This is a genomic window from Cellulomonas gelida (assembly GCF_006538725.1).
GTDB classification, from domain to species: Bacteria; Actinomycetota; Actinomycetes; order Actinomycetales; family Cellulomonadaceae; genus Cellulomonas; species Cellulomonas gelida.
In genome coordinates this window covers 112,820-126,458 of record NZ_BJLQ01000003.1, presented here as the reverse complement: position 1 = coordinate 126,458, position 13,639 = coordinate 112,820, and the positions used below count along the sequence as shown (strand labels likewise).

At 72.6% G+C, this 13,639-nt stretch carries 11 protein-coding genes; 5 read left to right on the top strand and 6 right to left on the bottom strand.

Features of this window, described 5'->3' with window-relative positions:
- Window positions 1–24: 24 nt before the first annotated feature.
- From CGE01nite_RS02030 to CGE01nite_RS02015, 4 genes are all read left to right on the top strand, one after another.
- Window positions 25–573: a MarR family winged helix-turn-helix transcriptional regulator gene (locus CGE01nite_RS02030; protein WP_141368680.1), complete on the top strand. Its 549-nt coding sequence runs from the start codon at window positions 25–27 to the stop codon at window positions 571–573.
- Window positions 570–830 (top strand): zinc ribbon domain-containing protein, encoded by a 261-nt coding sequence (locus CGE01nite_RS02025; RefSeq protein WP_141368678.1) that lies wholly within the window; start codon window positions 570–572, stop codon window positions 828–830. Before CGE01nite_RS02030 ends, CGE01nite_RS02025 begins: the two co-directional genes overlap by 4 nt.
- A gap of 92 nt (window positions 831–922) precedes the next feature.
- The gene (locus CGE01nite_RS02020) at window positions 923–1,879 is read left to right on the top strand and encodes a DUF1345 domain-containing protein (protein ID WP_141368676.1); all 957 of its coding nucleotides are present in this window, start codon (window positions 923–925) and stop codon (window positions 1,877–1,879) included.
- A gap of 354 nt (window positions 1,880–2,233) precedes the next feature.
- Window positions 2,234–3,904 (top strand): ABC-F family ATP-binding cassette domain-containing protein, encoded by a 1,671-nt coding sequence (locus tag CGE01nite_RS02015; RefSeq protein WP_141368674.1) that lies wholly within the window; start codon window positions 2,234–2,236, stop codon window positions 3,902–3,904.
- A 132-nt stretch (window positions 3,905–4,036) separates the two neighbouring features.
- Here CGE01nite_RS02015 and CGE01nite_RS02010 read toward each other — a convergent pair whose 3' ends face one another.
- Window positions 4,037–5,560, bottom strand: a complete 1,524-nt coding sequence (locus tag CGE01nite_RS02010) for an MATE family efflux transporter (RefSeq protein WP_141368672.1) — start codon at window positions 5,558–5,560, stop codon at window positions 4,037–4,039.
- Between the two features lie 275 nt (window positions 5,561–5,835).
- Window positions 5,836–6,216, bottom strand: a complete 381-nt coding sequence (locus CGE01nite_RS02005; RefSeq protein WP_048343911.1) for an STAS domain-containing protein — start codon at window positions 6,214–6,216, stop codon at window positions 5,836–5,838.
- A gap of 215 nt (window positions 6,217–6,431) precedes the next feature.
- Between CGE01nite_RS02005 and CGE01nite_RS02000 the strand changes: the two genes are divergently transcribed.
- On the top strand, window positions 6,432–7,319 hold the full coding sequence (locus CGE01nite_RS02000; RefSeq protein ID WP_141368670.1) for an HNH endonuclease: 888 nt from the start codon (window positions 6,432–6,434) through the stop codon (window positions 7,317–7,319).
- A 266-nt stretch (window positions 7,320–7,585) separates the two neighbouring features.
- Here CGE01nite_RS02000 and CGE01nite_RS01995 read toward each other — a convergent pair whose 3' ends face one another.
- The 4 genes from CGE01nite_RS01995 to CGE01nite_RS01980 form a co-directional block, all read right to left on the bottom strand.
- Window positions 7,586–8,923 carry an HNH endonuclease signature motif containing protein gene (locus CGE01nite_RS01995; protein ID WP_170210863.1) on the bottom strand — a complete coding sequence of 446 codons (1,338 nt, stop codon included), beginning with the start codon at window positions 8,921–8,923 and terminating at the stop codon, window positions 7,586–7,588.
- 760 nt (window positions 8,924–9,683) lie between these two features.
- A complete protein-coding gene (locus CGE01nite_RS01990) occupies window positions 9,684–11,126 on the bottom strand; it encodes a dicarboxylate/amino acid:cation symporter (protein WP_048343909.1) in 1,443 nt (480 codons plus the stop codon).
- 361 nt (window positions 11,127–11,487) lie between these two features.
- Window positions 11,488–12,966, bottom strand: a complete 1,479-nt coding sequence (locus CGE01nite_RS01985; RefSeq protein ID WP_141368666.1) for an amino acid permease — start codon at window positions 12,964–12,966, stop codon at window positions 11,488–11,490.
- Between the two features lie 184 nt (window positions 12,967–13,150).
- Window positions 13,151–13,594: an SRPBCC family protein gene (locus CGE01nite_RS01980; RefSeq protein WP_141368664.1), complete on the bottom strand. Its 444-nt coding sequence runs from the start codon at window positions 13,592–13,594 to the stop codon at window positions 13,151–13,153.
- Window positions 13,595–13,639: the final 45 nt, after the last annotated feature.

The following is a 13,639-nucleotide window of genomic DNA, read 5'->3' as shown; positions in this document are numbered from 1 at the left end:
TCGGTCCTGGACGACGGTGGCCGTATGAGCCCGACCACCACCCCGTCCGACGACTTCGGCACCCGCTTCGAGGACCTGTTCCAGCGGGCCTACCTGCGGTTCCACCGCCGCGACGAGCCGCGCTCCGAGCTCGCGGGAGCCTCGCGCGCCGTGCTCCAGCACCTGGCGATGTCCGGCCCGTTGACGGTCGGCGAGGCCGCTCGCCACCTCGGCCGCGCGCAGTCCGTCGTGAGCGAGATCGTCACGCACCTCGAGCGCGACGGACTGCTCACCCGCGAGCGCGACCCCGCCGATCGTCGCCGCACGCTCGTGTGGCTCACCGGCGAGGGTTTCGACCGCCTCGCCGCCGACCGCCGCGTCCTGTCCCCCGCACTCGTCGGCCGCGCCGCCGCGCTCCTGCCCCGCGAGCAGCGCGACCGCCTGCTCGCCGACCTGCGCGACCTGCTCGCGGCCGACGACGCGGCTCAGACCGCGGCCCTGGGCGCCCACGACGCTGGCCCTCGCGCGTCACCCCCCGCGGCTACGAGCACCGCCACCGACCTGCACCACCCCCACGAAGGAGAAGCACGATGAGCACCACCACGCAGAACGACCACGTCCACGCCGCCGCGTGCGAGAGCTGTGGCATGCCGATCGAGTCGGGCCGGTACTGCCAGTACTGCACTGACGAGACCGGTGCGCTGCAGTCGTTCGACGAGCGGTTCGAGCGCATGGTCTCGTGGCAGGAGCGCCGCAGCCCGGGCGCGACGCGCGCCGAGGTGGAGGCGCAGACCCGCGCCTACATGGCGACCATGCCGGCCTGGCGCGACCACCCCTCGCTGGCCCAGTGACCGTCGCTCGCGCCAGGGCCTGTCACCCTCTCGGGTGAAGATCACCCACAACAGGTCTGTGCCCGGTCTGTCCGGACGATCACCCTGGCGTCATGGGCGTGCGCAGCATGTGGCGCCAGATCCGCCGCTCCGCACAGGGTGAGGACGCCGAGTCCACACCTGGCCCGGCCGCGCGCGAGATGGAGAGCAACCGGTGGTCGGCCGTCACGGCGCTCGTGATCTCGGCGTTCGTGTCGGTCGGCGTCCTCGCGGCGATCGTCCTCCTGCTCCAGCGGCTCAACACCGATCAGCCGACGGCCGCCCTGTCACTCGTGTTCGTGGCGGCGGCCGTCGTGCTGATCCTCGTCGTCGGCGCGCTCAGCGTGATCCTCAAGCGGCTGCGCCTGGACAACGGGCACGAGGCGATGGGCCTGCCGACCGGGAGCGTGCGCGCCGTCATCGCGCTGCTGCTGATCATGTTGTTCTTCATCAGCGCGATGTTCCTGTTCGACGCGACGCGCAACCGCGTGTCGAGCGACCCGGCCTCGTTCCGCTCGCTCGAGGGGCTGAGCACGGCGCAGCTCGCCCAGATCCCGATCGAGCAGGTGCAGACCTCGACGCAACGCCTGCAGGACGGCACCACCGTCTACGACGTCGTGCTCTACCCGCCGCCCACCGCCACCCGCACGTCCGACGACCTCGCCAAGCAGCTCGTGACGACGGTCGCGACGCTCGTCACCGCGGTGGCGGCCTTCTACTTCGGGTCGAACACCGTCACGACGGCACGCGCGGAGCAGCGCGCGCAGGAAGGGCTCCCGCCGAGCGGGGCCGTCCTGCTTCCCCCGGCCAAGGGACCGCAGACCCCGACGACCGCGGCGGACACCGAGGGGACGGCGGCGCAGCCACCCGCGACGGCACCCGCCGGACAGACCTCGACGACCCCCGCGGACCCTCCGGGAACGGCGCCGGCGACGACACCCGCACCTGCCACGTCCGTCACCGCCACGCCCACGTCCGGGAGACCCTCCGCCGCGGCGCGGCCTCGCACCGCACGCAAGACCTCGATCTGACCCGGGCCGGGGTGCCGCCAGCACCCAGGACGACAGACCCGCGCCGCCGGAGCCGTCAGCGAACGGCACAGGCGCATCCGAGCCCCGCCGTCGTGCACGCTCACCGCGCGTCGTGGCTCGCAGGCAGTCCTCGCTCAGCGGCGCAGCCGCGTTCCACACCGGCCGAGAGGCACCCATATTCCGTTGCCGGCGCCTGCGAGGTCGTGTGACCGTACGGCGTCCTTGTCGTCGAACGAAGGTCGTGATCATGACGGGCACCCGGTTCGCGCCGCGCCAGCCGCGCTGACCACATCCCCCGCCGCCCCGTGAGGCGCGGGCGAGGTTCAGCGCACCCGCCGAACCCCCGGAGCCCGTATGTTCACCCCCTCTTCGCCCTCCCCTGCGCGCACGTCGGCGCGCCCCTCGGTCACCTTCGCGGACGTCACGCTCGTCCGTGACGACGGGACCGTCACCCTGACCGACGTCACCGGCTCGTTCGGGCCAAGCCGTACCGGTCTGGTCGGTGCGAACGGCTCGGGCAAGTCGACGCTGCTGCGGCTCGCTGCGGGTCTGCTGACGCCCACGTCCGGCTCGGTCGTCGTCGCCGGCGACGTCGCCCACCTGCCGCAGCACGTGACGCTCGACGCCGTCGCGACGGTCGCCGACCTGCTGGGCGTCGGCGCGACGCTCGCTGCGTTGCGCGCCATCGAGTCCGGCGACGTCGCCGAGCAGCACTTCGAGGTCGTCGGCGACGACTGGGACGTCGAGGCCCGCGCCGCCGACGCGCTGCACCCCCTCGGTCTGGGCGCCGACGACCTCGACCGCCCGGTCGCGACGCTGTCCGGGGGCGAGACGATGCTCGTCGCCGTCGCCGGGCTCCGGCTGCGGCGCGCGGCCGTCACGCTGCTCGACGAGCCGACGAACAACCTCGACCGAGCCGCGCGCGCCGCGCTGCGCGAGCTGGTACGCACCTGGCCGGGCGCGCTCGTCGTCGTCTCGCACGACACGGCACTCCTGGACGAGATGGACGAGACCGCGGAGCTGTACGCGAGCCGCCTGTCGGTCCACGGACTGCCGTACACGTCGTGGCGAGCGCAGCTCGAGACCGAGCAGCACGCGGCGGCGCAGGCCGCTCGCACCGCCGAGCAGCAGGTGAAGGTCGAGCGCAGGCAGCGGATCGAGGCCGAGACCAAGCTCGCACGGCGTGCCCGGCAGGGCCGCACCATGGCGCTCAACGCCAAGGCAGCGCCGATCGTGCTGAACGCCTGGGCGTCGAAGGCCGAGGCGACCGCGGGCCGGCACCGTCGCGCGATGGACGACAAGGTCGCCTCCGCGCGCGCCGCCGCGCAGGCTGCGGCCGCGCGGGTGCGCGACGACGAGTCGGTGCACCTCGAGCTCGGCGACCCCGACGTGCCGCGCGGCCGCCGGATCGCGGAGCTGCCGGGCTCGTCGGGAGACGCGGCCACGACGATCGTTCTCCAGGGTCCGGAGCGGGTCGCGCTGGTCGGGGCCAACGGTGTGGGCAAGACGACGCTGCTCGAGCTGCTCGTGCACGGGACGCCGGGCGGCGACGACGCTCGCGAGCTGCCGATCGACGCGTCGCGCGTGCGCCTGCTGACCGATCGCGTCGGGTACCTCCCGCAGCGGTCGTGGCACCTGGACGACGACGCGAGCGCGCTCGAGCTCGTCGGCGCCGCGGCCCCGTCTGTCCCGACCCGGGACCTGCGCAACCGACTGGCGCGCCTGCTGCTGCGCGGCGACACGGTGCACCGCCCGGTGCGGACGCTCTCGGGCGGCGAGCGCTTCCGCGTGGCGCTCGCGCGGCTGCTGCTCGCCGACCCTCCGCCGCAGCTCCTGGTGCTCGACGAGCCGACGAACGACCTCGACCTGACCACGGTCGACCAGCTCGTCGCAGCGCTGGCGGCCTACCGCGGCGCGCTCCTCGTCGTGAGCCACGACGACGCCTTCCTGGCGCGCCTCGCCCTCGACCGCATGCTCGAGCTGGACCGCACAGGCGACCTGCGCGAGGTGGAGCCCTCGCCCTGACACGCGAGGCGCACGACGAGCGGCCGGGCCCTGAGCCTCCGCGCCGGGGCCTGGGACCGCCACCGCTCGCCGCCGCGCCCGCCGTCGTCGCAGTGCGACGCGGGCGGGCGGGGCGTCGTCGGGCGCGGTGCCTCAGGAGGTCGGCAGCGCCATCCGACCGTCGACGCGCGGCTCGTCGTGCGCGTCGTCGTGAGCGCCGTCGCGCGGCTGCGGCACGACGACCTCGGGCGCCCCGACGTCTCCCGGTTCCACGGGTGTCCCGGTGGTCGGGCTCGTCGTGGTCGGGCTCGTCGTGGTCGGGCTCGCCGCGACCGCGGCGGCGTCCTGTCGTGCACCCAGGATCCGGTGCGCGCGGGCGTAGGCGGGCACGAGCAGCACGATCGCGCCGATCCACGCGAGCGGGTTGCTCCACACCACGCCGGTGTAGCCGAACGCGGCGCCGAGCACGACCGCCGCACCGACGCGCATCGCGAGCTCGAGCACGCCCGTCATCGTCGGGACGAACGACTGCCCGAGCCCCTGCAGCGCACCACGCAGCACGAACAGCGCCCCCAGCACCACGTACATCGCACCGTTGACGGTGAGGAACAGCGCCGCCATCTCGACCACGCGCTCCTCGCCCGGCCCCACGAACAGCTCGACCAGGTGCGCGCCGCTCGTGATGAGGACGGCGGCGAGCAGGAGCGCGCCGATCAGCGACATGCCGATGGCCTGGAGCACGCCGCGCCGGATCCGGTCCGGGCGGCCGCCGCCGTGGTTCTGGGCGACGAACGTCGAGACCGCGAGGCCGAGCGAGGCGAGCAGCGCGACGGCGAGACCGTCGACGCGAGCGGCGGTCGTGTACGCCGCGACTGCGTCGGGGCCGAGCTCGTTGAGCCGCAGCTGCACCGCGAGCGTGCCGATCGCGATGATCGACGACTGGAAGCCCATGGGCAGGCCGAGTCGCAGGTGCCGCCACACGTCGCCGCGGTCGATCCGCCAGTCCTCGCGCCGCACGTGCAGGACCGGGACGCGGCGCCGCACGTACGCGAGGCAGAGCAGCACCGAGACGGCCTGGGACACGACCGTCGCGAGCGCGGCTCCCCCGACCCCCGTCCCGAGCCCTCTGACCAGGCCGATCACGAGGACGACGTTGAGCAGGCAGCTCACGGTGAGGAAGACGAGCGGCGTGCGGGAGTCGCCGATCGCCCGGATGATCGCCGCGAGGTAGTTGTAGAACATCGTGACGGCCGAGCCTGCGAAGCTGACGAGCGCGAACGTCCGGGCTTCGGGCACCAGCTCGGCGGGCGTGTGCAGCCAGCCCAGCGCCGGGTCCACGAGCGCCATCGCGACAACCGTCAGCACCACGCTCGCGATCGCCGCCAGGATCGTGCCCGTCGCCACCGACCGGCGCACCCCGCGGAGGTCGCCGGCACCGAAGGCCTGAGCCGTCGGGATGGCGAACCCGGACGTCATACCCCACGCGGCACCGAGCAGCAGGAACAGCAGCGCCCCGACGACGCCGACGGCGGCGAGCGAGGTCACGCCGAGGGTGCGGCCGACGACGAAGGCGTCGGCGACCTGGTAGAGCTGCTGGACGATGCTGCCGACGAGCAGCGGGACGGCGAAGACGAGGATGACGCGCCAGGGGCGGCCGGTCGTGAGGACCTTGGCCATGTGAACGGCTCCGAGAGGTCGTGCGCGGGCGGGCGGGCAGGGTGCTGCGGCGTCCGGCCGGGGTGTCTCGGTTCGATGCGCCGGCCAGAATCGTATCGTTACGATCGCCATTGACCTGCAGGTATTTCCGGTCCCGAAGCACACCGAATAGTCGGTTCACTCACACGGGCGCACTCGGCGATCTACCAGTGGCACAACGCTGACCGACCCGTGGGTAGCGCTTGGCCCACCATTGCCCGACGCTGCCTGGCGTCCTGCTGAGCCCTGGTCGCGCGTCAGCCGATCGAGGTCGCGACGGCTCCGTCTCCGAGGAGCGCGGGTCCACTGCCCGCCGACACGACCGCGGGCTCGGGCGGCAGGAGCGAACCTGCGCCGACGATCTCCAGCACGCTGCGCACCGTCCGGTCCGGATCGTGCAGTGAGACGGCCAGCCCTGCCTCCCGAGCGGCGTGCAAGAGCTGGAGGACGAACGCGACGCCGGAGGAGTCGATGAACGTCACCGCGGAGGCGTCGACGACGATCGCGCCGTCACTGGTCATCGCCGCGACCATCGACTCGCTCGCCTGCTCCCGCAGCGCGACGTCGATCTCGCCGATCATGCGTACGACCGTGCTGCCCGGTTCCACCTCGACCCGGATCTCCCCCGCAACGTCCACCCTTGCCTCCTCGCTGGTACACCGTTGCTCCGTCACGACCGACCGACGAGACCGTACGCGGCGCCACCCACACCCGCCACGCGGCACCGGCCCCGCGCGCCTCTCGGCGCTCATCCACCACCGGGACAACGCCCGACGCTACTCACCGGTTCCGCCCGAATCGCCGGTTTCCGCTCATCCTTGCCAGCAGCACGTCGGCGTGGTGAGCTCCCAGCGTGGACACCGCAGTCGAAGCAGCGTTGCGCGCCGAGATCATCGAGTGGGTCCAGCACCGGGCGCAGGCGAACGGCGGGTACCTCCACCGGCACGAGCTGCTCGCGTTCCGAGCCGGCGGCCGGGACCTGCCGCTGATCGACTACTCGCGCGGCATCCGGAACCCCGCGGACTTCGCGTCGACGTTGGCAATCGTGCAGTCGGCGCACGGCCCTTACGACGACGTCGAGGACCCGACCGACGGCCTCCTGCACTACGCCTACCGCAGCGGGGACCCCTTCGGCGGCGACAACCGTAAGCTGCGCGCCGCCATCGAGACCGGGATGCCCCTGATCCTCTTCCGCAAGGAGACCGCGAACTTCTACACGCCGATCGCTCCCGTGTACGTCGTCGACGACGTGCCGGAGGACAGCTGCTTCCTCATCGCCCTCGACGAGTCGTTCCGGTACATGCCCGACGTCCGCCACCTCAGCGAGCCCCAACGGGCCTACGCCCTGAGGCTCGCGAAGCAGCGGCTCCATCAGCCCGCCTTCCGCACGCGCGTGCTGCTCGCCTACGAGACGCGGTGCGCCGTCTGCACCTTGCGTCATGGATCGCTGCTCGACGCCGCACACATCGCGCCCGACGCGTCTGAGCTCGGCGTACCCACGACGCCGAACGGCCTCGCGCTGTGCAAGATCCACCACGCCGCGTTCGACCAGCAGATGCTCGGCGTCACGCCCGACTACGTCGTCCACATCGACCGCGAGCTCATGGACGAGATCGACGGCCCGATGCTCCGCCACGGCCTGCAGGAGATGCACGGCCGTACCCTCACCCTGCCGCGCAGACCGGCCGACCATCCCGACCGCGACCTCCTTGCGCACCGGTGGGAGTCCTTCACCCACTGAGCAGCGTCAGGCACCACTCGTCAGCGTCAGGCACCACTCGTCAGCGTCAGGCACCACTTCGTCAGCGTCAGGCACCACTCGTCAGCGTCAGGCACCACTTCGTCAGTGCGGCGGTCCACGCCGCGGACGTCGCCGACCGAGCGCCACGACGTTCAGGTGTGCCGGAGGCGCGCGCGGCGCCGTCAGAGCCGCGCGCACCTCCGACCACGGAACGTGCACGGCGTCTGACCGATCGGCCGGGTCAGTCGCTCTGCGGGTCGGTAGGGCTAGAAGGGTGGTGGCGCGTCGTCGGGTGGGTGGTGGGTGCGGGGGGCGTGCTGCCAGGCGCGGGGTGTGGCGAGGACCGGTTGGGGATGCGTGACGTACGTGATCCCGAGCTGCGAGGTCCAGGCCGTTCCACCGCCGGGCAGGTCGCGAGTCACCTTCCAGAGCCCTTGCGTCTTGAGGTCGTGGTGGCGCTTGCAGACCGCGTGCAGGTTGCTCGCCGTCGTCTGGGGCGGGCCGACGTCGCCGCCGGTGGCCGTGGCCCGGTACGGAGCGATGTGGTCGAGCTCGGACGTCCCGGCGGGGCGCACGCAGCCGGGGAACGTGCACGTGACGTCGCGCGCGATCACGTGCGCGCCGAGGACAGCGCCGGGGCGGTACGCGCGGCTGCTCCGCTCGAGCAGGGTGCCGTCGGCTGGATCCGTCAGGAGCCGACGCCACGTGCCGTCGGAGGCGATGAGTCGCGCAGTCTCGGCGGGGATCGGTCCGTGACCCGCGAGCTCGGCGGGGTTGTCGTCGAGACCGAGGAGCGTCGTGGCGGCGACGGTGACCTGGATGTGGGGTCGCGTGCGCTGGCGAGTGGGGAGCCGCTCTCCGCACGGCAGCACCCCGGAGTCGGCGATGTCCCGGAACAGCGCGACGAACAGGTCCGCCCGGCGCTGGTCACGGGTCCGGTCGTCGACGAGGTCGGTCACGTCCGTCGCGGCGTCGAGCACGGTGCGCACGACCATCGCGTCCGGCGCGGTCAGGAACGCGGACACCCAGGCCATGCCGTCGGGCGCCCAGTCGACCCGCACGCACCGGCGAGCCCGGGCCTGCGCGGCGCGGGCGCGCGTCGCGGCAGGGTCGACCGCGAGCACCTCGCGTCGCACCGTGCGGCGCAGCTGCGTGGGCGTGAGGTCGCTCGCGGACTCGGCCGCCATCGCGACCACCTGCTCGGTCGCCCGCCCGACCGAGTCACGGTCCGGCAGCTCGTCCGTGCCCACCACGAGTGCGGCGACCTCGTCGAGGACCAGGTCGACCTTGCGGACGTCCATCGCACCCGAGCGCAGCGCCTCGTCGAGCGCGGGATGGTCCCCCAGCGACCCCGCGCGCGCGACCATCATCTGCGCCGCGGTCCGGGTCCAGGCGAGTGCCGCCGCCACCTCCTGCGGCAGGTCGCCCCACAGCCCGTGCCCACGGGCGAGAAGCTCGCGCACGACAGAGGCCTGCGCCGCCACCGCGAGCCCGATCAGCTGCTGCCAGCCGACCACCAGGCCCAGGAGCTCGACGTCGTCCGCATCCGCGACGACCGCGGACTCGAGCCGGCCGGCGAGCGCGGCAGCACCGATGCCAGGCACAGGGAACTGCTCCGCGTGCACCGGCCAGTGCGCCAACGGTCTCCCGCCTGTGCGACCGGTGGCTCGCGATGCCGTGGGCTCCGGCCGGCACGCAGGAGTCACCACGGCGGGCCGATCGGCGGGCGGCACGCGATCGGCGCCGGAGAGGTGAGCCCTCCCAGGCGACCCGACCTCACGCCCGGGCGCGAGGGCATCGACCACCAGTCGGCTCGCGTCGCTGGGTTCCGCGCTCGCGTCGGTGCTCGGAGGCTCGCGCAGTGCGATGACATCCCGCCGCGCGCGTTCCTGCAGCGCCGTCATCACTCACCCCCGTGCGATCCAGCAGGACGCCCCCTCGATTCGAACAAGTGTTCCATAGGCCGCTGACACGCACCCGCCCCATCCACAGGCGCGGTTCGGCTGCATCCGCAGCCTGCCGTCGGCGCTCTGCGGTCCTCCTCGCGGGCATCGCTCGTCCCGCACACGACCGCGCAGGGACGTCACCAGGGGCCGACGCACCGACGGATCGACGGATCACGCGGCGCACAGACGTCGACCGCCGCTCGAGAACGGGCGATCGGCGCGCCGCCGTCCCGAAGCACGCCACCCGAGCCGGCGTCGCAGCGCACGGCGGCCGAGCACCGCGGGCCCACGCGACGGCCCAGCACCGGGGCCCACACGACGACGAGGCCCCGACTGCATGGGTCCGCAGTCGGGGCCTCGCCCTGCACGTGACAGGAGTGCGGTCCCTCACCGGCGCGTGCGCGCCGGTCTCGGCCGATCAGGCCACGGACACAGGCTGACGGTCATCAGCCTCGTCGGCCGCGTGCTCGTCGGCCGCCACACCCTCGTCGGACGCCGCAGCCCCGTCGGACGGAACCGCCGCGTCGTCGCTGAACAGGTCCGCAGCGGACGACGACTCGTACCGGGCGACGTCGAGCAGACCCTCACGCTTGGCGACCACGGTCGGGACCAGCGCCTGACCCGCGACGTTCACGGCGGTACGGCCCATGTCCAGGATCGGGTCGATCGCGAGCAGCAGCCCGACGCCCGCGAGCGGCAGGCCCAGCGTGGACAGCGTCAGCGTGAGCATGACGACCGCGCCGGTCAGCCCCGCGGTCGCGGCAGACCCGACGACGGAGACGAACGCGATGAGCAGGTAGTCGGTCAGGGACAGGTCCACGCCGAAGATCTGCGCGACGAAGATCGCGGAGATCGCGGGGTAGATCGAGGCGCAACCGTCCATCTTCGTCGTCGCGCCCAGTGGCACCGCGAACGACGCGTAGGACGACGGGACGCCGAGGTTGCGCTCGGTCACCCGCTGCGTGACGGGCAGCGTCCCGATGGACGAGCGCGACACGAATGCGAGCTGGATCGCCGGCCAGGCACCGCGGAAGAACGAGCGGATACGCAGCCCGTGCGCCTTGAGGATCACCGGGTAGACGACGAACAGCACGATCGCCAGGCCCACGTAGATCGCGATGGCGAACGTGGCGAGCGGCGAGAGCAGGTCCCAGCCGTAGGTCGCGACGGCCTTGCCGATGAGCCCGAGCGTGCCGAGCGGCGCGAGGCGGATGACCCACCACAGCACCTTCTGGACGACGGCGAGCGCCGAGCGGTTGAACGCGAGGAACGGCTCAGCGGCCTTCCCGGAGCGCAGGGCGGCGATCCCGACGACGAGCGCGACGACGACGATCTGCAGCACGTTGAACGAGATCGACGTGGACGCGGTGCCGTCCTCGGCGAGCTGGGTCGAGGCGCCCAGGCCCAGGAAGTTGCCGGGGATCAGCCCGTTGAGGAAGTCGATCCAGCTCCCGGTCCTGCCGGGCTCGGAGCCGGCGGCGGGGTCGAGCGTCGAGCTCGCGCCCGGCTGGAAGAGCAGGCCGAGGCCGATGCCCACGGCGACGGCGATCGCGGCGGTGATCGCGAACCACAGCAGGGTCTGGCCGGCGAGCCGTGCGGCGTTGGTGACGTGCCGCAGGTTGGCGATCGACGCGACGATCGCGAGGAACACCAGCGGCGGGACGATCGCCTTGAGGAGCGTGACGAACGACGAGCCGATGGTGTCGAGCGTCGTCGTGAGCCAGTTCGCGGAGCCGTCGGCGACGGGCCCCATCTGCAGCGCGACCCAGCCGAGCAGGAGGCCGAGCGCGAGGCCCAGGATCACCTGGACGCTGAACGAGGGGAAGCGCAGCCTGCTGCGCTGGGGGGACGTGTCGGACACGGGTGACCTTTCAAGGGCGCGCGACGAGGGCGCCGCGGCGCGGGAGGGTGACGTCGGCACGCACGGCGAACGGCGCGGTGGTGCGACAGGGAGGGCCCGACGAGGGCCGGAGGCCGCGCTCAGGCGCGGCGGGTCAGCGGCGGCCGAGGCTCAGCGCGCGCTGCGAGAAGGGGTCAACAGCCCCGGGGGGTGGCACGACAGAGCGCGCTGGAGACCCGGGACAGGTCGACAGCTCGGCGCTCGGTCAGGATCGTGCTCACAGCGGGGCAGCTCCTCGGGAGGGGGACGCGGGACGCCGTCGTGCGGCGGTCTCCGGCTCCAACACGGTAACCCGGAAGATTCATCCCATCAAACGACGAGGTCACACGCGGTCGGCGTCGCGCAGCGCGGCCTCGAGGCCCACGCGCGACCGCTTGCGGGAGTACCCGAAGTAGATCCCGAAGCCGATCACGAGCCACACGAGGAACCGCAGCCACGTCTCCACGGGCAGGTTGAGCATGAGGTACAGGCACACGGCCGCGGACACGGCGGGCAGCCACGGCACCCACGGCACCCGGAAGGATCGCGGCAGGTCGGGACGCGTCCGTCGCAGGACGATCACCCCGACGCTGACCAGCACGAACGCCGAGAGCGTCCCGATGTTGACCATCTCCTCGAGCACGCCCACCGGCGTGAACCCGGCGACGAGCGCGCACACGCCGGTGACGACGGCCGTGATGACCCACGGCGTGCGGTAGCGCGAGTGCACCTTGGCGAGCCGCGGCGGCAGGAGGTGGTCCCGGCTCATCGCGAACATCACGCGCGACGCGCCGATCATGAGCGTGAGCACCACGGTCGTGAGGCCGGCGACCGCTCCGGCCGAGATCACCGTGGCCATCCAGTCCTGGCCGTGCACCTCGAACGCGTTGGCCAGCGCGGCGGCCGGGTCGAGCTCGTCGTAGCTGACCATCCCGGTCACGACGAGCGCGACCGCGCAGTACAGGACGGTGCAGATGATGAGCGAGCCGATGATCCCGATCGGCAGGTCGCGCTTCGGGTTCTTGGTCTCCTCGGCGGTGGTCGCGACCACGTCGAACCCGATGTAGGCGAAGAACACCAGCGACGCCCCGGCGAAGATGCCCGTCACCCCGAACGCCGACGGCTCGATCCCGGCGAGCGCCTGCAGCAAAGGCTGCGTCATGCCCGACTTCGCCTCCGTGACCTGCTGCGCCGGGATGAAGGGGTCGTAGTTCGCGGCGGAGATGAACTGGATGCCCGCGACGATCACGAACAGGACGATGAACAGCTTGATCCCGACGAGCACCAGGTTGACGCGCATCGACTCCTTGATGCCCAACGAGATCAGCACACCGAGGAACACGATCAGCAGGACGGCCGGCAGGTCGACGACACCGCCGTACGCGATCGACTCCGGCAGGACCCAGCCGAGGTTCTCCAGGAACGTCCCGAGGTACGCGCTCCACCCCTGGGCGACGACGCTCGCGCCGAGGAACATCTCGAGCAGCAGGTCCCACCCGACGATCCACGCGATCAGCTCGCCCATGCTCGCGTAGCTGAACGTGTACGCGGACCCCGAGACCGGCACGGTCGAGGCGAACTCCGCGTAGCACATGGCCGCGAGCGCGCAGCAGAACGCCGCGACGACGAAGGACAGGACGATCGCGGGTCCGGCGACCTCGTGCGCCGCGCGCCCGGTCAGCGTGAAGATCCCCGCGCCGATCACGACGCCGACCCCGAAGACCACGAGGTCGAGCGCCGACAGCGACTTCTTGAGCTGGTACTCCGGCTCGTCGGCGTCGGCCAGGGACTGCTCGATCGTCTTGGTCCGCAGCACGCTCATGCCTGGTCCTCCCGCCGCCACACCCGAATGGTGCGAGTGTTCCGGAACTCGCCTGGTCACGCGCGTCGCAGCCGGGCGGGCGTATCAACGGGCGAGACGGTTCGTGTCGGTCTACAGGCAGCCGACGAGGCCGGCACGGGCCGTTCGTCGCAGAAGAGGCCCGACGAGGGCGCGCGGGCGAGGCTCAGCGGGTCGAGCGGTCCTCCGCGATGTAGGCGAGGCGCCGCAGGGTCTCGACGTTGCGCGGGACGAGTGCCGCCGAGCGCAGCGGTCGGGGCACGAGCGTGCCGACCCCCCGGACCGCGTCCTCGACCATGCGCACCCACGTGCCGCCGTCCGGGTGCGGACGCACCTCGAGCAGGATCTGCGCCTCCCCCGCGGGCCAGGCCCGCGCGCGCAGCTCGAGGCGTCCCGCCGGGTCCCAGGACACGACGCTCGTCGTGTCGTCGAGCAGGGCGGGCCACAGGCCCACGGAGTGCGCGATGCGCGAACCGGGCGCGGGCCACTCGTCGTCGACCGAGCGGATCCGGGCGGTGCCGACCACCCACGCGGCGTAGCTCCAGCCGTCGGCGAGCAACTCGAGCACGTCGTGCGGCTCGCAGCGCATCCGACGCGTGACGGTCGCCATCGCCCACCTCCCCGGGGCCGCCGCGCGGCGGCCTGGCAAGCATCG